At 39.8% G+C, this 21,415-nt stretch carries 21 protein-coding genes and 1 rRNA gene; 18 read left to right on the top strand and 4 right to left on the bottom strand.

Annotation, left to right across the window (positions count from 1 at the left end; translation table 11 throughout):
• The first annotated feature begins 13 nt into the window (after positions 1-13).
• From MKX59_RS15490 to MKX59_RS15445, 10 genes are all read left to right on the top strand, one after another.
• Positions 14-1,603 carry an acyl-CoA synthetase gene (locus tag MKX59_RS15490; RefSeq protein WP_068939443.1) on the top strand — a complete coding sequence of 530 codons (1,590 nt, stop codon included), beginning with the start codon at positions 14-16 and terminating at the stop codon, positions 1,601-1,603.
• A gap of 47 nt (positions 1,604-1,650) precedes the next feature.
• A complete protein-coding gene (locus MKX59_RS15485) occupies positions 1,651-2,883 on the top strand; it encodes an aminopeptidase (protein WP_340858514.1) in 1,233 nt (410 codons plus the stop codon).
• A gap of 230 nt (positions 2,884-3,113) precedes the next feature.
• Complete coding sequence (locus MKX59_RS15480) at positions 3,114-3,704, top strand: TetR/AcrR family transcriptional regulator (RefSeq protein WP_023988547.1); 591 nt, start codon at positions 3,114-3,116, stop codon at positions 3,702-3,704.
• Between the two features lie 18 nt (positions 3,705-3,722).
• Complete coding sequence (locus tag MKX59_RS15475; protein ID WP_023988548.1) at positions 3,723-4,349, top strand: HXXEE domain-containing protein; 627 nt, start codon at positions 3,723-3,725, stop codon at positions 4,347-4,349.
• 120 nt (positions 4,350-4,469) lie between these two features.
• Entirely contained in the window at positions 4,470-5,165 is a 696-nt protein-coding gene (locus MKX59_RS15470; protein ID WP_254349154.1) for a DUF4309 domain-containing protein, read from the top strand.
• Between the two features lie 150 nt (positions 5,166-5,315).
• Positions 5,316-5,843 carry a TetR/AcrR family transcriptional regulator gene (locus MKX59_RS15465; RefSeq protein WP_028541323.1) on the top strand — a complete coding sequence of 176 codons (528 nt, stop codon included), beginning with the start codon at positions 5,316-5,318 and terminating at the stop codon, positions 5,841-5,843.
• A gap of 213 nt (positions 5,844-6,056) precedes the next feature.
• Entirely contained in the window at positions 6,057-6,647 is a 591-nt protein-coding gene (locus tag MKX59_RS15460; protein ID WP_023988551.1) for a sulfurtransferase TusA family protein, read from the top strand.
• On the top strand, positions 6,644-7,159 hold the full coding sequence (locus MKX59_RS15455; RefSeq protein WP_049828400.1) for a DsrE/DsrF/DrsH-like family protein: 516 nt from the start codon (positions 6,644-6,646) through the stop codon (positions 7,157-7,159). Before MKX59_RS15460 ends, MKX59_RS15455 begins: the two co-directional genes overlap by 4 nt.
• A gap of 76 nt (positions 7,160-7,235) precedes the next feature.
• Positions 7,236-7,502, top strand: coding sequence for a metal-sensitive transcriptional regulator (locus tag MKX59_RS15450; RefSeq protein WP_013310304.1), 267 nt, complete (start codon positions 7,236-7,238; stop codon positions 7,500-7,502).
• 287 nt (positions 7,503-7,789) lie between these two features.
• Complete coding sequence (locus MKX59_RS15445) at positions 7,790-8,470, top strand: YetF domain-containing protein (protein ID WP_068939434.1); 681 nt, start codon at positions 7,790-7,792, stop codon at positions 8,468-8,470.
• A 113-nt stretch (positions 8,471-8,583) separates the two neighbouring features.
• On the opposite strand, the gene MKX59_RS15440 is transcribed toward MKX59_RS15445, so the two are convergent.
• From MKX59_RS15440 to MKX59_RS15425, 4 genes are read right to left on the bottom strand one after another with little or no spacing between them, the layout of a single operon-like run.
• Positions 8,584-9,237 carry a GerAB/ArcD/ProY family transporter gene (locus MKX59_RS15440; protein ID WP_340859002.1) on the bottom strand — a complete coding sequence of 218 codons (654 nt, stop codon included), beginning with the start codon at positions 9,235-9,237 and terminating at the stop codon, positions 8,584-8,586.
• Positions 9,216-9,689 carry a GerAB/ArcD/ProY family transporter gene (locus MKX59_RS15435; protein ID WP_340858513.1) on the bottom strand — a complete coding sequence of 158 codons (474 nt, stop codon included), beginning with the start codon at positions 9,687-9,689 and terminating at the stop codon, positions 9,216-9,218. Before MKX59_RS15435 ends, MKX59_RS15440 begins: the two co-directional genes overlap by 22 nt.
• Positions 9,690-9,721: 32 nt before the next feature.
• Entirely contained in the window at positions 9,722-10,924 is a 1,203-nt protein-coding gene (locus MKX59_RS15430; RefSeq protein ID WP_023988555.1) for a Ger(x)C family spore germination protein, read from the bottom strand.
• 9 nt (positions 10,925-10,933) lie between these two features.
• A complete protein-coding gene (locus tag MKX59_RS15425) occupies positions 10,934-12,553 on the bottom strand; it encodes a spore germination protein (protein WP_071558763.1) in 1,620 nt (539 codons plus the stop codon).
• A gap of 235 nt (positions 12,554-12,788) precedes the next feature.
• Between MKX59_RS15425 and MKX59_RS15420 the strand changes: the two genes are divergently transcribed.
• The 8 genes from MKX59_RS15420 to MKX59_RS15385 all read left to right on the top strand — a co-directional run bounded on the left by MKX59_RS15420 (position 12,789) and on the right by MKX59_RS15385 (position 21,296).
• The gene (locus MKX59_RS15420) at positions 12,789-13,949 is read left to right on the top strand and encodes a trans-sulfuration enzyme family protein (RefSeq protein ID WP_076265433.1); all 1,161 of its coding nucleotides are present in this window, start codon (positions 12,789-12,791) and stop codon (positions 13,947-13,949) included.
• 97 nt (positions 13,950-14,046) lie between these two features.
• Positions 14,047-14,163: ribosomal RNA gene (rrf, locus tag MKX59_RS15415) — 5S ribosomal RNA — on the top strand.
• Between the two features lie 277 nt (positions 14,164-14,440).
• Positions 14,441-15,292 (top strand): alpha/beta fold hydrolase, encoded by an 852-nt coding sequence (locus tag MKX59_RS15410; RefSeq protein WP_076265390.1) that lies wholly within the window; start codon positions 14,441-14,443, stop codon positions 15,290-15,292.
• Between the two features lie 318 nt (positions 15,293-15,610).
• Positions 15,611-17,533 (top strand): BglG family transcription antiterminator, encoded by a 1,923-nt coding sequence (locus MKX59_RS15405; protein WP_256703700.1) that lies wholly within the window; start codon positions 15,611-15,613, stop codon positions 17,531-17,533.
• A 133-nt stretch (positions 17,534-17,666) separates the two neighbouring features.
• Positions 17,667-17,984, top strand: a complete 318-nt coding sequence (locus MKX59_RS15400) for a PTS sugar transporter subunit IIB (RefSeq protein ID WP_023988560.1) — start codon at positions 17,667-17,669, stop codon at positions 17,982-17,984.
• Positions 17,985-18,042: 58 nt separating this feature from the next.
• Positions 18,043-18,357, top strand: a complete 315-nt coding sequence (locus MKX59_RS15395) for a PTS lactose/cellobiose transporter subunit IIA (protein ID WP_023988561.1) — start codon at positions 18,043-18,045, stop codon at positions 18,355-18,357.
• Positions 18,358-18,426: 69 nt separating this feature from the next.
• Positions 18,427-19,719 carry a PTS cellobiose transporter subunit IIC gene (celB, locus tag MKX59_RS15390; protein ID WP_023988562.1) on the top strand — a complete coding sequence of 431 codons (1,293 nt, stop codon included), beginning with the start codon at positions 18,427-18,429 and terminating at the stop codon, positions 19,717-19,719.
• A 104-nt stretch (positions 19,720-19,823) separates the two neighbouring features.
• Positions 19,824-21,296, top strand: coding sequence for a glycoside hydrolase family 1 protein (locus tag MKX59_RS15385; RefSeq protein WP_218638986.1), 1,473 nt, complete (start codon positions 19,824-19,826; stop codon positions 21,294-21,296).
• Positions 21,297-21,415: the final 119 nt, after the last annotated feature.

Raw genomic sequence — 21,415 nt, 5'->3', positions numbered from 1 at the left:
GGGAAGGTATAATTTGACAGATCAACAACAATGGCTTGCGCCTGAATATTACAATATGACTTCGGAAATGGAACACCATGATGCTGGTAAAACCGCACTCAAGTGGCTGAGTGAGACAGGAGAATACGAAGAAATCACCTACGGAGAGCTGTTGAAAAAGGCTAATCGACTGGCTGGAGGACTCGCAAATCTGGGATTTAACAAAGGTGACAGAGTTCTGGTCGTAGTACCACGGCGTATTATTGCGTATGTAATTTATCTGGCCTGCTTGAAGCTGGGGCTTGCTGTCATTCCATCTTCAGAAATGCTACGTGCCAAGGATATTGCATTTCGTCTTCGCCATTCAGAAGCGCGCGCAGTCATTGCCTGGACCGGAGTAACAAGCGAAGTGGACAAAATAAATGATGATTTGCCTGCTCTGGATTATCGCATCGTGGTCTCCGGGGACGACACGGCAGATGTATCTGGCTGGCTCGTGCTGAATGAGCTGATGGATGGACAGGAAGATACTTTTGAAGCTGTGAAGACGCACCGTGACGACATGGCCATTCTGGCCTATACTTCCGGCACCACAGGAAATCCTAAAGGTGTTGTACATAGCCATGGCTGGGGATATGCTCATCTGCGGATAACATCACCATGGTTGGATATTCAAGCTTCAGATATAGTATGGGCTACAGCTGCACCGGGATGGCAAAAGTGGATTTGGAGTCCGTTTTTATCCGTACTAGGAAATGGAGCGACCGGATTCGTATATAATGGTCCGTTTCGTCCAGGTCGGTATTTGCAGTTCATGCAGCAGTACGGAATCCAAGTGTTGTGCTGTACGCCGACAGAATACCGGATTATGGCGAAAACGGATGGTTTGGATCAATATGATCTATCCCAATTGCGCAGCGCAGTTTCTGCGGGAGAGCCTCTCAATCAGGAGGTCATTAATAAGTTTCAGGAGCAGTTCAACATTACGATTCGTGACGGCTACGGTCAAACAGAGAGCACATTAATTATTGGTAATTTAAAGGATGCACCTCTGCGCACAGGCTCGATGGGCAAATCTATTGCACCGGGACTCGTTGAGGTCGTAGACGAGGAGGGCATTCCGCTGGCTCCGGGGCAAGTGGGCGATATTGCGGTACGCGCTGATCTGCCGGCATTATTCCATACGTATTACCATGATCCAGAACGCAAATTAGCTAGTGTCCACGGAGATTATTTTGTTACGGGAGACCGGGCTCGCAAAGATGAGGATGGATATTTCTGGTTCGAAGGACGTGGGGATGATATCATTATCAGTTCTGGCTATACCATTGGTCCTTTTGAAGTAGAGGAAGCGCTTATGAAGCATGACTCCGTGCAGGAATGTGCTGCCGTAGCCAGCCCTGACGAAATCCGTGGACATGTTGTAAAGGCTTTTGTCGTACTCAAAGCTGGGGTAGAAGGATCACCGGCGTTAGTGAAGGAACTGCAACATCATGTGAAAACATGGACGGCGCCTTATAAATATCCACGAAAAATAGAGTTTATTCAAGAGCTTCCTAAAACTAGCTCGGGCAAAATACGAAGAGTGGAGCTGCGTGAACTGGAGAAGCAATCCGTACTGTAGTGATGAAATCATTCAATATAATCAAAACGGAACAGGAGCGTGGAAAAATGAGTACGTTTGAATCATTGTTGGAGCAATACGCAGAACTGGTCGTAAGAGTAGGGGTTAACATTCAGCCCGGACAGGTGTTTTTGGTAACTGCACCACTGGAAACTGTTGAGTTTACACGCCTGATTGTCAGCAAAGCCTATGAAGCAGGCGCTAAATATGTACAGGTAGAGTTCGAGGATGATTCCATTACACGTAGTCGTTTTGAACATGGTGACGAAGCCAGCTTTGATTACTATCCTGCTTGGAAGGCAGAAATGATGGAGAAATTTGCCGAAGAGGGTGGAGCCACACTAACGATTAAAGTGCCGAACCCGGATTTATATCAAGGCATTGATCCACAAAAGGTATCTCGTGCGACTAAGGCGGCAGCTACGGCGAGAGAAGGTTTTTCCAAATATACCCGAAATCATAAAATTAGCTGGTGTTTGATTAAAGCGCCGACGAAGGCTTGGGCCGATAAAGTATTTGCAGATGTAGCAGAAGAGGATCGTATACGTGTCATGTGGGATACAATCTTCCAAATGAACCGTGTAGATGGCTCTGATCCTATTCAGAATTGGCAGAAACATTTGAAAAACCTTGAACAGGTACAAGACAAGCTGAATCATAAAAAGTATAAAAGCCTCCATTATCGTGCACCAGGAACAGATTTGAGAATTGAACTGGCTGACGGTCATATTTGGCGCAGCGGTGGTGGTGAGAACGAGCACGGAGATTATTTTGTCGCGAATATGCCGACAGAAGAAGTGTTCACGATGCCTAAGCGTACAGGTGTGAATGGTCATGTCACAAGTACCATGCCACTCAATTTAAATGGACAACTGGTGGATCGCATAACGTTTACCTTTAAGGACGGTAAAGTCACTGAATATACAGCAGAATCCGGCGAGCAGCATTTGACTCATTTGCTCACTACGGATGAAGGGGCCAGCTATTTGGGAGAAGTTGCACTGGTGCCGCACGATTCACCGATTTCCAATCTCAATCGCATTTTTTACAATACAGGTATCGACGAAAATGCCTCCTGCCACTTGGCTCTAGGCAGTGCGTATCCATTTAATATGGAAAATGGGACACAAATGAACCGGGAGGAGCTGCTCCAGAACGGTGCCAATGTCAGCCTGACTCATGTTGACTTCATGATCGGCTCAGCTGAGCTGGATATTGACGGCGAACTGCAAGACGGAAGTAAAGAAGCCGTGTTCCGCAAAGGAAATTGGGCCATTTAGGCCTTTTCTCAATCTCCATTCAATCGACCCGCAAACGATCTCATTCGTTATGCGGGTTTTTCTATTCCCTAAATCTCAAATTGCTCCTTGTTTTGTGAAATATAAAGTGCTAAACTGAGTTCAAACAGTAATTTAAACAACGTTTTAATTATTGTTTGAAAAGTCATTTACATAAAATCGTCCCATTTCATTCATCCGTTATGATTGGACGAAACAGGAGGAGGAAAAACATGAATCACCCAGACAAAAAACAACAAACCAAAGAAAAAATCTTAGACGCTACGCTGGAATTTATTCAAAAGGAAGGTTTTGAAGCGGTTACAATCAGAAAAATTGCCGACCTATCTGCTACTAATATTTCTTTAGTTAATTATTATTTTGGCTCCAAGGAAAATCTGCTCAGTGAAGCTATTGAAGTGATATTAAATGGCTTTCAGCACACCTTTTCTATTTTGGACAATACAGCGATGCCCCCCCAAGATAGACTGAAACAATTTTTACTTAACTATCTACAGGTCATTCGTCAATATCCAGAGCTTCTTTCGCGAATTATTGCCATGGGCAGCACGCCCTTTACATCTCAACAGGAATACGGAAGGTTTTTAAACATCATGGGATTTCCAAAGGTTCAGAGCACGATCAAGGAGCTGACAGGTGAGCAACAGCCGGAGCGCTTGTTAGCGATGATGCTGCAAATATTTGGAGCTATTTTTCTGCCTGCACTGATGAGTCCGATTCTTGAATCAGGGGCAGTTGTGGAAATACCTTCAATAGAGGAACAATTAAATCTGCTGTTCGAAAGATATTTTGATCAAAAATAAATCATAGGGGTGACTAATATGAATTTTTTAAGAAAATATTGGCAAGATGCAGGGGCTATAATCGGTGTGGTTGTATGTATTGTTTTACTTATGAATCCAGCTATCCTTTCGGATATAACAGGCATGTTATGGTTGAGTTTTGTAGCTATATTATTTCATCAATTTGAGGAGTACCGCTGGCCTGGATATTTTGCTGGTTTATTTAACAATGTTATGTTTAAAAGTGATACACCGGATCATTACCCCTTAAACACTCAATCAGCGATGATTATCAATGTAGCAATTGCCTACGTGTTTTATCTGCTCCCCGTATGGTTCCCGCAAGTAGTCTGGCTTGGACTCGCACCAATTTTTATGGGATTCTTTCAGGTCGTTTGGCACGGTATCGTTGTCAATATTAAAGCAAAAACCTTATATAATCCTGGCTTGTTTACGGCACTTCTCCTGCATGTTCCAGTCGGAATCTGGTATATTCATGAAATAGTACAGCGAGACATCCCAACGGCAATAGACTGGATTGCGGGTACGATCTACTTTGTTTTTGCTGTATACATCTTCATCATTAAAGGGAATATATGGTTGAAGAAGAGTGACTCTCCTTACTCCTTTTCTAAACAACAGCTGGGAGCTTACGGTCGTAAATAGGGTATGTTAGAAAATCATCAATGTCCTTGTTTACAAGTTGGATACAAGTAGAGGTATTCTGGAAACGAGGTTCGGTTACACTTGCTTTGTACCCATGAACAAGGAAAGAGTGATCTTATAATGAAGCATACACATCAATCTCATGATCGTAAAAAATTGGCTTGCAAGCTAATCACCACTAGTGCTTTCTTGGCTATAGGTTTTGCTGTGATGACAGGATGCAGCAATAGCGGGGAAGCAAAATCAACTGCTCCTACTAAAGCAGAAACAGTCAAATCACTTGCTAGTTCTACAGATCAAAACACGGATCTCAATACTAATGGTCAAGGCTCAACCTCTACCCATCAAGAACCTGCCAGTAGTACAGCTTCATCTCACAGTAAACACAGCTCCGCAGCCGCTTTATTCAGCGCAGCCAAGCAGGGGACCTTACCGAATTTGCCTAAAGGTCTTGGCTTGGGAACTAGCAGCGATCTGTTATTTGAGCTGTGGGGGAAATCTGAGTCAGGTTCTACAGGTCCTATGAGAAGCTACGCTAAGTATCATACAGACATCGTGCTGGATGGAAGCGATAAAGTTACAGAAATCACATCTTCCGATCCAGACTATAAGAAGTTGCTTATCAAACAAGTTGTTGACGAATTGGGCCAACCTACGGAAACCGTTGACACCTCTAGAGACATACCTGACACAGCAGAAGCTAATTATACGATCAATAACACATCAGGACTTAGTTATTATTTAGTATTTTCCTATCAAACCAAAACGCAAAAGGTCAATTATATCCGATTATATTTTAACTCTAAGACGCCATAATTGGATGTATATAACAGAGTCGTTTCCGTCAGAATTGCGGAGGCGACTTTGTTCAAACTCATTGCATTTTTAGGTTATGTCGTTTATACTGATTTGTAATTGATTAATCACTAATCAGAAAACTGTGCTAAATTAAAGGATGAAAAAAATATGGCTAAAGCTACGTCAACATCTATAAATCGCCAAAAGGAAATCATATCTGCTGCCATTGAAGTGTTTGCAGAGATGGGCTACTACCGAGCTACAACAGCCAAAGTTGCGGAACGGGCCAATATTTCTCAGCCCTATGTCTTTCGTTTTTTCGCTACCAAGGAAGCGTTGCTTGTTGAAGCCTTGAAGGTTTCATTTGCACGTATCATAGACTCTTTTCACAGAGTTATTCATTCGGCCTCATCTGAACAGCTCGAGCAAGAGCTAATTGCAGCCTATTCGCAAATTATGATGGAATACCGCAATGAAACACTTTTGCAAATGCAGGCGCAGACGATCCGCGAGGATGAGGTTGTAAGCGTGATGCAGCAAGGATTCCGTGAAATTCATACGACGGTTTATGATGCTTTCCGACGGGCAGGTATTGAACAAGCAATGGAAAGAACGATGCTTTTTCTCGCCAGAGGTATGCTGTGTAATATTTCGATGTCGCTGGATCTGCCAGAACTGATGAAAAAAGACGATTAATTTTGGTTTATGTATTAGAGTCGCGTTTTTGCGCGGCTTTTTTTGCTTTTAATTTTATTTTGTTCAAGACATGATTTCATTTGCTTCTGAGAAAAAACGGCCAAATAAGTTGACAAAAGAAGCGAGTCTCGTTATTCTAATACCCATAGGGGTATATGTATAAAGAAATTTAACTAAACTAAGTCCCCTCAAAAAACAGGCGGAGGTTATAGAATGTCATCAACTAACAATATCCAAGCAGATCATATTCTTGATTGCAAAGGGCTAGCTTGTCCTATGCCTATTGTAAAAACAAAAAAGGCTATGAATGAGCTCGTTCCCGGAAAGATTATAGAGGTTCAGGCGACTGACAAAGGTTCATTAGCCGATTTTCAGAGCTGGGCTAAAAACACCGGACATCAATATTTGGGCACCCTCCAAGAAGGAGATGTAATGCGACATTATTTACGAAAAGCAAATCCGGCTGAAGTGAAGAAGGAGCAAATATTTTCTTCTACGATAAGCCATGAAGAGCTACAAGCAAAATGTTCTGGAAAAGAGAACTTCATTTTGCTTGATGTTCGTGAACCCGCTGAATTTGCGCTTAAACATATCCCTGGATCTAAGCACATCCCTCTTGGCGAACTGGAGAACAGACTTTCTGAGCTGAACTTGGAAGAAGAGATCGCAGTGATTTGCCAAGCTGGAGCACGCAGTGAAATGGCTTGTCAGTTCTTAGTTTCCAAAGGCGCTAAAAAAGTCAAATCTGTGCTTTCAGGCATATCCGAATGGGCTGGAGAAACTAAGGGAAGCGAATCCATATGAGTACGACAGCAGGAATTTATACAAATAATCAAGAACATGTTCAGTCCAAAACAACGATTGTATTATTCAGCGGGGAGCTGGATAAGGCGATTGCTGCATTCATTATTGCGAATGGAGCGGCAGCATATGATCATGAAGTAACTATTTTCTTTACTTTTTGGGGGCTAAATACGCTGCGCAAGGATGAAATCGTGAGCACCAATAAGGGAATGCTCGAAAAAGCCTTTGGCTGGATCATGCCTCGTGGACCCAAAAAGCTTGCACTATCCAAAATGAATTTTGCCGGACTCGGTCCACAGATGATCAAGCATGTCATGAAAAAGCACAATGCGCTTTCCTTGCCGCAGCTTATAGAGTTGGCACGAGAGCAGGGGATCAAGCTCGTCGCCTGTACCATGACCATGGATTTGTTAGGACTGCAGCAAGAAGAGCTAATCGACGGTTTGGAATATGCTGGAGTAGCCGCCTACTTGGGGGATGCTTCGCAGGGGAAGGTGAATCTATTTATTTAGGGTATCCTATTTATTTTTTTGGTTTATAATATACCTATACGTGTATATGGTAAGTCAAAAAAGGAGTGCATTACTTATGGATTACAATTACAGTGATGAACTGAAAACGCGCCTGAGGAGGATTGAGGGACAGGTACGTGGGGTACTTCGTTTAATGGATGAAGGTAAATCGTGCAAAGACGTCGTTAGCCAGTTATCTGCCGTACGTAACGCATCAGATAAAGCGATTGCCCAAATTGTAGCAGAGAATCTGCAACGATGTATATTGGAAGAGCAAGAGGCAGGAGGAGACACGGATAAGCTGGTTAAAGAAGCGATTCAGCTTCTTGTGAAAAGTAGATAATCATGTCTCCAGAGTCCATGCTAGCGGGCAATGATGTTACTATGTACAAAATTATGGGGGCTGGCATATTGCCTTTACCCAGCCACATATATTGGACGTTGTTAAGAAGTTTTTTGATAAACATCTGAGAGATTAAGATTATATACTAGCCATAATTAAAGTTCGCTGCCTCTAGTTGGTAGCGGGCTTTTTTAATCGGACATTTTAGGAATAACCCTCTGTTTATGCTGAGGTAGACAGGTGTAAATAACACATAAGGAAAACAACTTCTTCCGGGAGGCCTATTTATGGAGGTATTTGTTACGATTGGTGTCAAATTGATCATCAGCTTTTTTGGCTTGTGGATCATTACTTTTATTACAGGTCGAAAAACACTCAGTCAGTTAACACCACTCGATTTCCTAACATCATTGGTGTTAAGCGAAATTGTGGGAAATACGTTATATGACGATAAGGTGACCATTGGGCAGCTTTTGTTTGCTTTGGCACTATGGTGCGCGCTGGCCTACTTTTTTGAAAAGGCGACGACCCGTTTTGTGAAATTTGGATATATGGCAGAAGGTCGAACAGTGCTTCTCGTGGATAAGGGCCAGGTCAATCAAGAGATGCTTGAAAAATATGATATAGAATTTACCCAGCTGCTCTCCATGCTACGCCAGCAAAATATTTTTTCTCTTCGTGAGGTCTGGTACGCCACGTTAGAAACGAATGGTTCATTGTCAGTCATGCGCAAACCCGAATACGAGCCACCCGCCGCTCAGGATATGGGAATAGATGCACAGCCTGATCTTTTTTCTGTTACAGTCATTGATAAAGGAAAACTCCTGAACGAATCTATGCGTGGGAAGTCAATCGATATTGAAGAGATTAAAGTAAAGGTGCGCGAGCAGGGATATGATAGTATCGACGAAATCGCCTACGCAGAGTTTAGCGAGGATGGAACACTTCACATCGTGCCGATGAAATAGAAAAAGCATCATAAAATTTGAATGATAGGCTACTACAGTTCTGCGCTTCTTACCGTGTATGGTGTAGCTACTGAGATAGAGGCAGAACTTTGGGGTATTGAACTACCATCTTCTCATGAAGAGGACTGTTTATTTGTCTTTTTTCTTCTTTTAATAATAATAACTGTAAACAGAAACAAAGGGAGTACAATCTGAAAAATAGGGAACCAAGTATTAATTACAATTTTTCGACCGATTACCATGTGATGAGTAAAGTTAGGGGACAAAGAAGAAAGCCCATAAATAAGTGCTGCAAGGGGGAAAATCCACTTTTTAAATCCGACTCCAGTTATTTTTTCAAGTCCTATCACGGCGCCATTAAAAAATAAGGACATTTTGATGATCAATCCAAGAAAAAGAAGCAAGGTGAAAAGGGCATCCATTCGTTCGAACACATCCGCCAATTCAATCAACTGAACGGCTTCCAACAGAGGAAGTGTACTATCTACGGCGATCTTAGGTCCGAGAACAAAAATATTCAATTGATTGATAAATATCAGAGAAAGGGCGGTAATACTATAGGCAAAGATCACAGTTTTTGTGAGATTCCGGTCTTTATGTACAAGCGGATAAAATACAAGAAATAATACAATCTGTCCGAATGGAAAGGAGATAAGCTCAGGAATAGCGGCTTTAAAAATGGGTTTCCATCCTTCCTCTAGAATCGGAAGAGAATTTTCAAAGTGAAAGAGACCGGTTGCCGGAATTAGTATAGTATTATAGTATATCCAAGTACAAAAAAAGGGAAAAGGAATAAGGAAAATAGGAACAATACTTTGTATCCGTAACGAATCGTATTGGATACAACCATGATTGTGATCAACATGATGAGCCACAAGGGGGTTTGGCGTAGCAAAGCCAGGACTGTCACCTCGCCTAAATCGCGTAAGCTCCGAGAAGCTTCATATGTGAAGTACATCACAAAAAGCAGGTTAATCGTTGTACCCACATATTTTCCTATGTAACGGCGAAACAACATGAACAAATCTAATTCAGGGTCTTGATGATGGATAGCAAGATGGAGCATTAACAGAAGTAGTCCTGCTAAGGCGCCTATCAACATGACTAACCAAGCATCTTGCTTTGCTTCAGCTCCCATTAAAAACAAAGTTGTACTTCCAACTTCAAACAAAGACATACAAATGATCAGCTCTGATACTCGGATTGAATTTTGACGCATTGCTTCAATTCACCTCTGCCTGTTTATTCCATTCATTTCAATAGCTCGTTAAAAGACTCTCCAAATAATCCTGGACGTGCAAGTTTCATTTTTACATTTATTTTTATATCCATGTTTGCTAACTCCTTAGGCCACGTTTCCTTTATTTTTTTCCAGTCTTTTGGGTTCTTCTGATGAATTTTATTCCCAATACCAATAAGGTCGATATTATTTTGCTGTAAGGCTTTCCAGCCTTCCCGGATTTGCAACTCGATAATTTCTGCTGCTTGCTTCTGCAATTGGTCTATACTTTGCATATTTTTCATTTCTCTTTGCGAAGAGGCTGACAAAAGATCTCCGGTAGTTTTAACGTCAACGTTTAGGTAAAAATGATTTAAGTTCTTTATTGGCGTAATCTTAACCTTGGCCTTCCGGATGAGGAAAGCAGCCGTAGCATTCCCATCCACATAGTTTATAGTGGTGTTTTTAATCTGGTTGTTTAACCATGAAACCCCTATACTTTCCTTTTCATTTAGGTGTCCGACTCTCTTGTCTTTCCGGAAAATGCTTAGGCCCGACAACTTAAGTTTACTTTTAGCGGATGTTTCCTTGAACACATCAACAGAATCTAGTTTCTCCGGCTCGGAGCCCTCAAGAGATATTTCTGGAACTCCGGCTGCACCACTATCGGAGCTAATTTTCGAAATAAATTCATACATAGATACGGATGGATAAATCGATCCATATCTTCTGTTTTTTTCTATAATATTTTCTAAAGCTTGACCGGGAATTTTCTCTGGTGGTACAAGCTTTTTTAAATAATCACGAGCCTCTCCGTTGGCAATAAATACTTTTACAGTTTCCCGTGAATCAAGGTTACGGAGGTAAATATCAATAATTTCTTCAATGCCTTGTTCTGCTGCTTTTTTTCCAATAACGATTACATTATTTTGAGCAAAATACAATTTACGTGGGTATTCCAGACTACTCTTCGTAACGGTCTCTCTTAGTGTTTTTCCATGTGTAGAAAAAGTATGTACAGCGCTTTGCGATGCCCCCGTGGAAGAACCACCTGAGCCAGTCGTCATAGCTGATGGAATGATGATTTGATAAGTATTGATCCAGTCGCCTTGATGTCCATCAATTCCAGTTGCTGTTGTGATGCCTAATTCATTCAATTCTGTTCGATCCACGCACCCTGTAAGTAATAATCCTGCAATACACAGAACGTAACTAACTCTAAATTGGCTCACCATTGATCTCTCCTATTTTTCGGTATCAGACTTGTCATCATTTCTAATTTCATCTGAAATGGCAGGGTATTGGTGAGTTGCCTGTCTGGTTTTGTTGGAAGCTGATTTTCCATTTGGTCTTGTTTTCATAGCCCACCACGGTACTCTAATGACAAGATCCTTCATATTGGACTTAAAGGAGGGGCTGTAGGGCATAAAATAATCAACTCCAAATGATTTGAGTGATACAAGATGAACTAAAAGGGGGATAAGCGCTATCAGAATACCGAATAAGCCCAGAGCCCCCGCTATTAGCATAAGAGCAAACCGCAACAATCGGACTGCTGAAGCCAAGGTGACATATGGGATCACAAAGTTCGATATAGCTGTGAAGGCAACAACGATTACCATTGCACCTGAGACCAGTCCGGCTTGCACCGCTGCCTGCCCGATAACTAGAGCTCCTACGATGGAAACGGCTGGCCCGATGACCCTAGGCATTCGCACACCGGCTTCACGAATTACTTCAAACATCAATTCCATCATTAATGCTTCCAATAATGCGGGAAAAGGAGTTCCTTCCCGTTGAGCCATCAGTGTAATTAACAGCGTGGTAGGGATCATTTCCTGTTGAAAAGTCGTCAGGGCTATAAATAGAGAAGGGAGCAACAAAGTGATTAAAAAAGATACCACACGAAGAGCCCTTAAAAAAGATGAAATGTCATATCTCTGGTAGTAGTCTTCAGCCGTCTGAAAGAAATTAAAGAAGGTTACAGGTGCAATCAGAGCAAATGGCGTCCCATCAATCAGAACAGCTACTTGTCCGTCTAAAAGGCTTCCTGCGACTGTATCCGGACGCTCTGAGTTCAGCATGGTGGGAAAGAGACTAAGTGGTTCATCCTGTATGAATTCTTCTATGTAGCCACTTTCAAGTATACTGTCTGTATCAATGGATTGAAGCCGTTTAGTAATTTCATGCACGACTTCTGGATTAGCGACACCTTCAATGTAAGCTAATATAACTTTAGTTTGTGTATATCGCCCAATAATATGACTTTCAAACTTAAGGTCAGGTGTCCGCAATTTTCTTCTAATCAGTGTGATGTTGGTTGAGACATCCTCCGTAAATCCTTCTTTAGGACCCCGAACTACGGTTTGAGTACTGGGTTCCTGAATAGCTCGTCTTACTCCGCCGGCGATGGAAACTGTCAGGGCATATGTACTTCCATCGATAGCAATGACAGCATTACCGGAGAGGATGGATTGATAAATTTCATTTTGCGAGTGTATCATTTGAATATTTCCTGACGGGATTGTTCTCTTTATTAGCGAAACTGCGGTATTTTCTTCAAGCTTAAAAGAAGCTGCGAAGACCGGCTCTGTAATTAAGCCCTCCATTAAATCGGAAAGCAAGTTTTGGTCAATCAGCCCCTCGATATAACAAACGGCGAGATGTCCAGCATGGACAGAACTTTCGGAAAAATCACGAATGATAAAATCAGAGCTTTGTCCGAGTTTTAATTTAAGTATTGATAGAGTATGTGCTAATGATGGATTTATGGGTTCTGAAGAGGCCTGCTGTTTAGATTTTTCGATATCCTGTGTGTACCTTTTTCCAGGTTTCAGAACATTTCTAATCCAACGTGTCAACACAAGTGAACCCCCTCTTTATTGATAAAGCATATCTTTGCCCTGCACCCCAAAAATATACGCTATTTTTATGAATTGGATATTTAGTGAAAGACATTTGGAAGCCTCATAATTATCCGAATTTCGCAAATCAACCAGCATAGGGTCTAGAAGAGTTTGACGTATAGAATATTTGAGTCCCGGATTGAGGAGACTACCTCTTATAGGTTTGAAATTTTTTAGAAAGTGGTGATCAGGTTTGAGTTTCTCGGATGATCAGCTTATCTGTCTCCGATTTGAGGACGAACTAGGGTATTTTGCTAAGGCTGCTGCTCCTCCTATTTATGAGACTGCTCCATTTTTCTTTGATACTTACGAAGATTATGCTGAAGCGGCTAATAATGAAAAGGAGCATTATGTCTATTCGAGGGGAACCAATCCTACCGTTCAGATTGCAGAGCAAATGATTGCTGCGCTGGAAGGTGGGGCGGATTGCAAGTGCTTTGCTTGCGGAATGGCTGCTATCAGTGCCTCTCTAATGTGTAGCTTATCCGCAGGGGACCATCTGATTCTGGTCGGACACATATATGAAACCTCCGTCAGCCTAGCCCAATATTTAAAGAGGTTCCATATAGACTATACAATCGTACATTCGACTTCTACGGAAGCAGTTGCTGATGCCATCAAATCGCAGACCCGTGCTATTCTTATGGAGTCTCCTACCTCATTCACATTCGATATGGTAAATATTCAGGAGGTAACTTCGCTTTCCAAAGCAAAGGGTATACGTACAATCATAGATAATTCATGGGCTACACCCCTTTTCCAAAAACCATTGGAATGGGGCGTAGATATCGTTGTTCACTCCGCATCCAAGTACTTGGGTGGTCATAATGATTTAATTGCAGGGGCAGTGATCGCTTCTAAAGAGATAATAAACCGTATGTATGCTGAAGAGTATGAGTTGATTGGCGGCTCGTTAGCTCCTTTTGAAGCCTGGCTACTCATTCGGGGTCTAAGAACACTCCCGCTCCGTATGGAAGCCCATCAAAGGAATGCTCTGTTGGTTGCTCGTTTTCTATCAGATCATCCGTCCATTTCCAAAGTGAATCATCCCGGACTTCCTTCTCATCCACAACATAAGCTGGTATGTAGACAGCTCAAAGGGTATGCTGGATTATTCAGTTTTGAACTAAAGGATTCGACTTATGAGGATATATGTAGAGTGATCAATAAACTGCGACTGATCCGGATCGGTGTATCTTGGGGGTCTATGGAGAGCCAGGTGATCTCACCAAACTACGGCTTCAATAAGCAGAGTCTAAAAAAACAACACATGCCTGAATCGCTTATCCGCCTGGCTGTAGGGCATGAGCCTGCTGAACTTTTGATACAGGATTTGGCTACAGCTTTAAGCTAAGCGAACATTTCAGTATTTTATCTAAAAAAGCGAAAGCAGCTCACGATAAGTGATGAACCGAATAACCATACGGAAGAATTTACGATGTAAATTCATGTTTGGTGGCGATAGCGGAGGGGTTCCACACGTACCCATCCCAAACACGACCGTTAAGCCCTCCAGCGCCGATGGTACTTGGACCGCAGGGTCCTGGGAGAGTAGGACGTCGCCAAGCAAATAAAAGTATGACCTCTACATAAAAAAACGCGATTATCGCGGTTTTTTTGTTTCCAAAAAGATGTGCTTGTCAAAAATGAAGTATGAATCCCATAAGTAAAGACAAGTAAGACAAGAGTAAACCAGTTTTGTTTTTGAAAAAAACATGTTAAACTTTTCTCATAAAAATAAATGTACTTTCTGAGGTGAGTTGAAGTGTTGGAACGTTCTATGGAGAATACAAGGGAATTACACAAAGGAAAGGGAGTGATTTAAAAAAGAAAAGGAGATTATAAATGAGCACTTATCAAACAGTTATTAGTGATGGATTTGAGCTGAAATATGCTATAACAGGTAACGGAAGGCCGATATTGGTGATCGGCAGTAGTGTATATTATCCTCGCTTATTTTCAGACCATTTATATAAAAAGTTTCAGTTTATTTTTCTGGATCATAGAGGGTTTGCAAAACCGACTCGAGCTTTAAAACCAGAAGACTATACTTTGGATAAAGTTATTAATGATATAGAAACAGCAAGACAATGCCTTCATCTAAACGAATTTATCATATTAGGACATTCCGGGCATGCCTTTATGGCTTTGGAATATGCTAAACAATACCCGGACTATGTTCAAAAAGTGGTGCTTTTAAATTCAGCACCTACGAACAGCCAGGAAAGACAGCGGCAAAGCGCTTCATTCTTTTATGAAACGGCCAGTCCAGAAAGAAAGGAACGTTTTGAAAAGGACATTGTTTTATTAGAGGAAGATATCAAAAGAGACCCTGATAGAAGGTTTGTTCACATGTGTATACGAATGGGAGCCCAAAGCTTTTATGATTATGCCTATGATGCGGCTTACACGTGGAATGATGTGTACACGAACATGCCTATCATTGATTATTTATGGGGAGAAGCTTTCGGTAACATGAATTTGATACAATCCCTGGCGGATATCCATAAACCCGTATTTATTGGTTTGGGAAGGTATGATTATTTGGTTGCACCTGTTTCATTATGGGATAGGGTCGATGACACCTACGAGAACGTGAAAAAGGTGATTTTTGAACATAGTGGGCATAACCCGATGTTTGAAGAACCACATTATTTTGATCAAACATTAGCCAAATGGATTAATGAAGATCACTAGGATTTTAAACGGTCGATTCCTATTTAATAAGGAGTCGACTTTTTTGATGTTAACAAAGATCATAACTGAGCTTAGGAAAGGCGTATAACATGGAGTTGACGAAACTTGTAATCACGTTTAATAAGGTCATTAGCAATTGACTTCATGCTGCGCCCAAACAGAGCTTATATCGAGTGTTTTCTTCGGATGTCACTGCCATGTTCGGTGATTTGTTTGACAGAGAATAAAATTAGTAATACTGTGAATTCTAAATGACACTCCGTCTGTCATTTCCATGACTTAAATTTAATAAGTAAGTTTAAAGAAAGAGGGATAAGATTGTTTTCAAAACGGCAAAAAGAAATACTCTTATACTTAATTAGTTCAAATCATCCTGTTACTGCTGCATGGATTTCTAAAGAATTAAATGTTAGTGATCGAACCATACGTAATGATTTGAAATATATACAAATTAAGTCTGCTCCAATGGGTCTAAATTTAGAATTGATTAGGGGAAAAGGATACGACATAAAAATTACCGATAAAGATTTGTTTAATCAAAATTTCAATGACTTAACTAATGATAAACTCAGTCATTCTACAATTGACTTTTCTGAACAAGATAACCGAGTTATTTATTTGTTGAGCCGTTTCTTGTTAGAAAATAGCTATATAAAATTAGTGACTATTGAAGAAGAAATGTTTGTATCTAAATCTACAATACAAAACGATTTAAAAGAAGTGCGAAAAATACTGGAAAAGTACAACCTGAATTTAGTAAATCGCCCCCACTACGGCTTGTATATAGAGGGTGATGAATTTATGAAACGAACATGTTTATCAAATTATTTATACAAAAGAGAAGAAAACTTCAATCAATCTCATGAGGACTTTCCTTTATTTGATAAAAAGGAATACAAGAAAATTAAAGAAGTAATAATCGAAAAAGTAAACAAATACAAAATTGAAATATCAGATATTTCTTTAGAAAACCTTGCTATTCATTTAATTATTGCTTGTAAGAGAATCGAAGAGGGATTTTTAATTGATAATCCGTCGGTATATTTACAAAAAGACTACCCTTTCGAAGAAATAGTGGCCCATGAAATTGTCAAAGAAATAGAAGACATTACAGGATTGCTATTTCCTGATTCGGAGATCAATTATGTTATTACCCATTTGGTAGGTACTAAATTGCTTCCAAAAGAAAGTTTGTCAGAGTACAGTAAGTTGGATGAAGTCGGATCCATTGTGAGTTGTATTCTGAATAAATTACAGAAAGAATTAAATTGGGATTTCAATCATGACGTTGAATTCATTCAAGCACTCACACTTCACATTAGGCCTGCAATGAACAGACTTAGGTACAAAATGAACATTAGAAACCCTTTATTAAATGAAATTAAAGTAAATTATCCAGCGGCATTTGAAGGAGCTCTTATAGCCAGCAAGTGTATTAACAATTTTTTGAATTTAGAAGTTGGAGAACATGAGGTGGCTTTTATAGCTTTACACATTGGAGTTGCTTTAGAAAGAATGAAAAATAAAAACAACAAGATAAAAAAAGTGATTATTGTATGTGCTTCAGGTGTCGGAAGCGCAAAATTACTGTATTATCGATTAATTAATTTATTTGAAAATAAGTTACAAATTGTAAATACAATCAGTTATTATAAATTAGCAGAAGCCGATTTATCCTCTATAGATTTTATAATCAGTACAGTTCCGATCAAAGAGGATATAGGGATACCCGTCTATGTAGTAAATACCTTTTTAGATGATAAGGATCTAAATCGAATCAGGAACCTCTTATCCTCTTCAGAACAGCAAAGAGAAGCTCATACTTATCTTGAGCCATCCCGGGTGTTTGTGAAAAAAGAATTAACAACAAAGGAAAGCGTTATTCATTTTTTAAGTAGTAAGTTGGTTAAACAAGGTCTTGTACCTGATGATTATGTATCTTTAGTATTAGAAAGGGAGGCATTGGCTCCAACAAGTTTTGGTAATCTAGTAGCCATTCCACATCCGACTCTTCCCGTTACGACAGAAACTTTCTGGACCATATGTACGTTAAAACGCCCAATTCGATGGAATGATAAGCAAATGGTACAGTTGATTTGTTTGTTAAACATTAAAGAAGGAAACAATGTCGATTTAGAAAACATGTATAAGAAACTCGGTTCGCTTATAGAGAATAAGGAGATCGTCCAACGAATTCTTGCCAAAGACTCCGTGGAAGAAATCATGCAGTTACTAAACTGAAACAACAAGGAGCCGTTTTTTACACCACAAACGTTTCCTATTGTTTTTGGAAAAAGGTTCGGTTAAAAAGAAAGCGATTTAATTGTAAACTTAAGTTGTTCAGTAAATGAAGGAATTTAAGGGGGAAAAGATTATGAATACAATTATGTTAGTATGTGCAGCAGGAATGAGTACAAGTTTATTAGTAACGAAAATGCAAAAAACAGCTGAGGAAAAAGGCATAAAAGTAGATATTTTTGCCAAATCGGCTTCTGAAATTGAATTTACTTTGAAAGAGAGAAATGTAGACGTCATATTATTAGGGCCTCAGGTGAAATATTTGAAAAAGCAATTAGAAACTAAATTGGCAGATAAAAATATTTTTATTGAAGCTATTAATATGCAACATTACGGTATGATGAACGGTGAAAAAGTGTTAGAAGATGCATTACAGTTAATAAAAAGCAAATAACAAAGGATTTGAATTAAGAATTTGTTACTAAACAATAAAAGATAAGAGGGGAGAAGTTATGGTAAAAGAAGAATACTATACGGTGGCGTTTAACATTATTAGTAACGTAGGTACAGCTAAAAGCTTAGTAATTGAGGCACTTTATGCGGCAAAAGAAGGAGAATTTCAATTAGCAGAAGGAAAGTTAGAAGAGTCAAAGCAATTTTTTAGAGAAGGACATAGAGCGCATTCTTCATTAGTAAAAAGAGAAGCAAATGGAGAGCAACTTGATTTCTCACTGATATTAATGCATGCAGAAGACCAACTCATGAGTGTAGAAACCATTTCACTGCTTGTTACAGAAATGATCGAGCTATATAAGCGTTCAAAATAGAGATTGTTCAAGCCAAATAGAAGTGGCATCGCTACAAGAAATTACATCTTCGGGAGAGGACACGATGTTATGGGTAAAATAACTGAGTTTTTAGAAGAAAAGGTAATGCCAATTGCAGGCAAAATTGCTGGTCAACGGCATTTACAAGTACTTCGCGATGCAATGGTTCTAACAATCCCATTTATTATTATCGGTTCCGTGTTTCTAATCTTAGCAAATCTGCCAATTCCAGCTTATATAAACTTCTTAAAAGCTCATCCAGATATCAAAGCAACCTTACTTTATCCTTACAATGGTACATTTAATCTGGTCGCATTAATTGCTACCTTTGCTGTCGGATATAGGCTAGCTGAGAGTTATAAAGTGGACCCACTTGCTTCAGGGGCTGTAGCATTATGTTCGTATTTTGTTGTCACGCCTAATACAACTTTTACGGTAGATAAAGTGGTCACAACAGCAATGAATGTTAATTACTTTTCGAGTCAAGGCTTATTCGTAGGATTGCTTATTGCAATTTTCTCGACAGAAATTTACCGTAGGGTCGTTCAAAAGAATATTGTTATCAAAATGCCAGATGGAGTTCCGCCCACTGTTGCAAAATCCTTTACAGCAATTATTCCAGGTTTTATTGTCATCGTGAGTGTATGGGTTATACGTTTACTTGTTGAAAACTTTACTCATTTTGAAAACGTTCACACTATCGTCGCAAAACTTCTACAACAACCTTTAACCAATGTTGGTACAAGCCTAGTTGGTACAATCTTTGTATTCTTATTAATCAATTTGTTATGGGCGATTGGGTTACATGGTTCTACAATTGTAGGTTCTGTCATGTTACCTATCTGGTTACAGTTGACATCAGAGAACGCAGCTGCCTACGCAGCAGGATTACCCGTCGATAATATTGTTACGGCAGAATTTAGATATCTTATCTTTATCGGTGGATCCGGTGCAACACTTGGTCTTGTGCTCGCAATGTTTTTCTTTTCTAAGAGTAAACAATTGAAGCAAATGGGACGACTAGCCATTGGACCCGGACTATTTAATATCAATGAACCGTTAATCTTCGGTATGCCAATCGTATTAAACCCAATCATTTTGATTCCGTTTCTTATAACACCAGTTATTAGCGTGTTGATAACCTATCTATCTATGTATTATGGATGGGTAGCGAGCCCCATTGGTGTGTTGCCTCCTGGGACAATGCCGATACTTATAGGCGGATATCTGATGACTGGCAGTGTCTCGGGGATCGTCTTACAGCTTATTTTGTTTGCTGTATCCTTTGTTATTTACTTCCCGTTCTTTAAGATCATGGACAATCAGAAATATAAAGAAGAACAGAAGGCGCTTGCAAGCTAAGATGAGATCATCAATTAAAGCCTGTTAGAGTTTCTTAATGCATTTCTGTTCATAAAAATAATAGTTTGTTGACATAGGATCTATGTACTAATAGGAGGGTTATCATGTTTCAAATGAAAACAAAATTTCCAGAAGATTTTTTGTGGGGTGGAGCAACGGCTGCAAATCAACTAGAAGGAGCAAGTGATGTTGGCGGCAAGGGACTTTCTCTGGCTGATGTATATACGTTTGATGAAAAGATGCCGAAAGAGCAATGGTCAGATCAGTGGCATTTAATGACTCATAAGCAAATAGAAGAAGCTCAAGATCCTGCAAGTAAAAAATATTATCCCAAAAGACATGGGATAGACTTTTATCATCATTATAAAGAAGATATCGCATTATTTGCAGAAATGGGCTTTAAAGCTTATCGCATGTCAATTGCTTGGACTCGTATTTTTCCGAATGGTGATGAGTTAGTACCCAATGAGGAAGGATTGGCGTTTTATGATCGTGTTTTTGATGAACTGAATAAGTATGGAATAGAGCCTGTTGTTTCTTTATCTCATTATGAAATGCCACTACATCTTTCAACAAAGTATGGTGGCTGGGTGAATCGTAAACTAATAGATTTCTTTGTTCGTTTTGCTTCAACTGTATTTGACAGATATAAAAACAAAGTGAAATATTGGATGACTTTTAATGAAATTAACTGTGTGACCCATCACCCATATGTAAGTTTAGGGGTTATTGAGGAAAATCACCCTAATATTGAACAAGCAAAATTTCAAGGCGCTCATCATCAATTTGTAGCAAGTGCTCTTGCAACCAAAGCATGCAAAGAGAGTAATCCTAAAGCAATGGTAGGATGCATGGTTAGTTATCAGTTACTTGTTCCTTATAGCTGTGATCCAGATGATGTTCAAGCTACAGTAGATAAACAGCGTACCTCATTGTTCTTTACAGATGTTCAGGCGAGAGGCTATTATCCTGCTTACACAGCTAAAATGCTTGCAGAAAAGAATGTAGTACTGGAAACAGAACCCGAAGATGAACAAATTATGAGAGATTATCCGGTTGATTACGTGTCCTTTAGCTACTATATGTCTAGCGCAGTCAGTGCACATCCAGAAAGAATCGAAGGAGCGGTAGGAAATCTACTTACAGGAGGAGTTAAAAATCCTTATTTGCCAACAAGTGATTGGGGATGGCAGGTTGACCCTAAAGGCCTACGAACTGCTTTAAACCAATTGTATGATCTTTATCAAAAACCATTATTTGTTGCTGAAAATGGATATGGCGCTTTAGATGTATTAGAGGAGGGCGATAAAATTGAGGATGATTATCGTATTTCTTATTTAAAAGAACATATTAAACAAGTAAAAGAAGCAATTGCAGATGGTGTAGATGTATTTGGCTACACGAGCTGGGGCTGTATCGATATGATTAGCGCCGGAACTAATCAAATGTCAAAACGCTATGGATATATTTATGTAGATCAGGACGATATGGGCAGAGGTACAAAACGTCGCATAAAGAAAAAATCATTTTATTGGTATAAAAATGTTATTGCTACGAATGGAGAACAATTAGACTAAATTTTTAAAAGGAGAATGGTTACCTATAGGCTTGTCTCATCAGGGGCAGCTTGAGGAAGCATTCTCCTCTTTTTATAAATCGATATGTCAGCGGCTTGGCAAAACGCATGCGCTTCTCA

Origin of the sequence: Paenibacillus sp. FSL R7-0340 (genome assembly GCF_038002205.1) — a bacterium.
In the GTDB taxonomy this organism is placed as follows: Bacteria; Bacillota; Bacilli; order Paenibacillales; family Paenibacillaceae; genus Paenibacillus; species Paenibacillus polymyxa_B.
The sequence above is the reverse complement of the archived record's forward strand: the minus strand, read 5'-3'. Positions and strand labels throughout refer to the sequence as shown.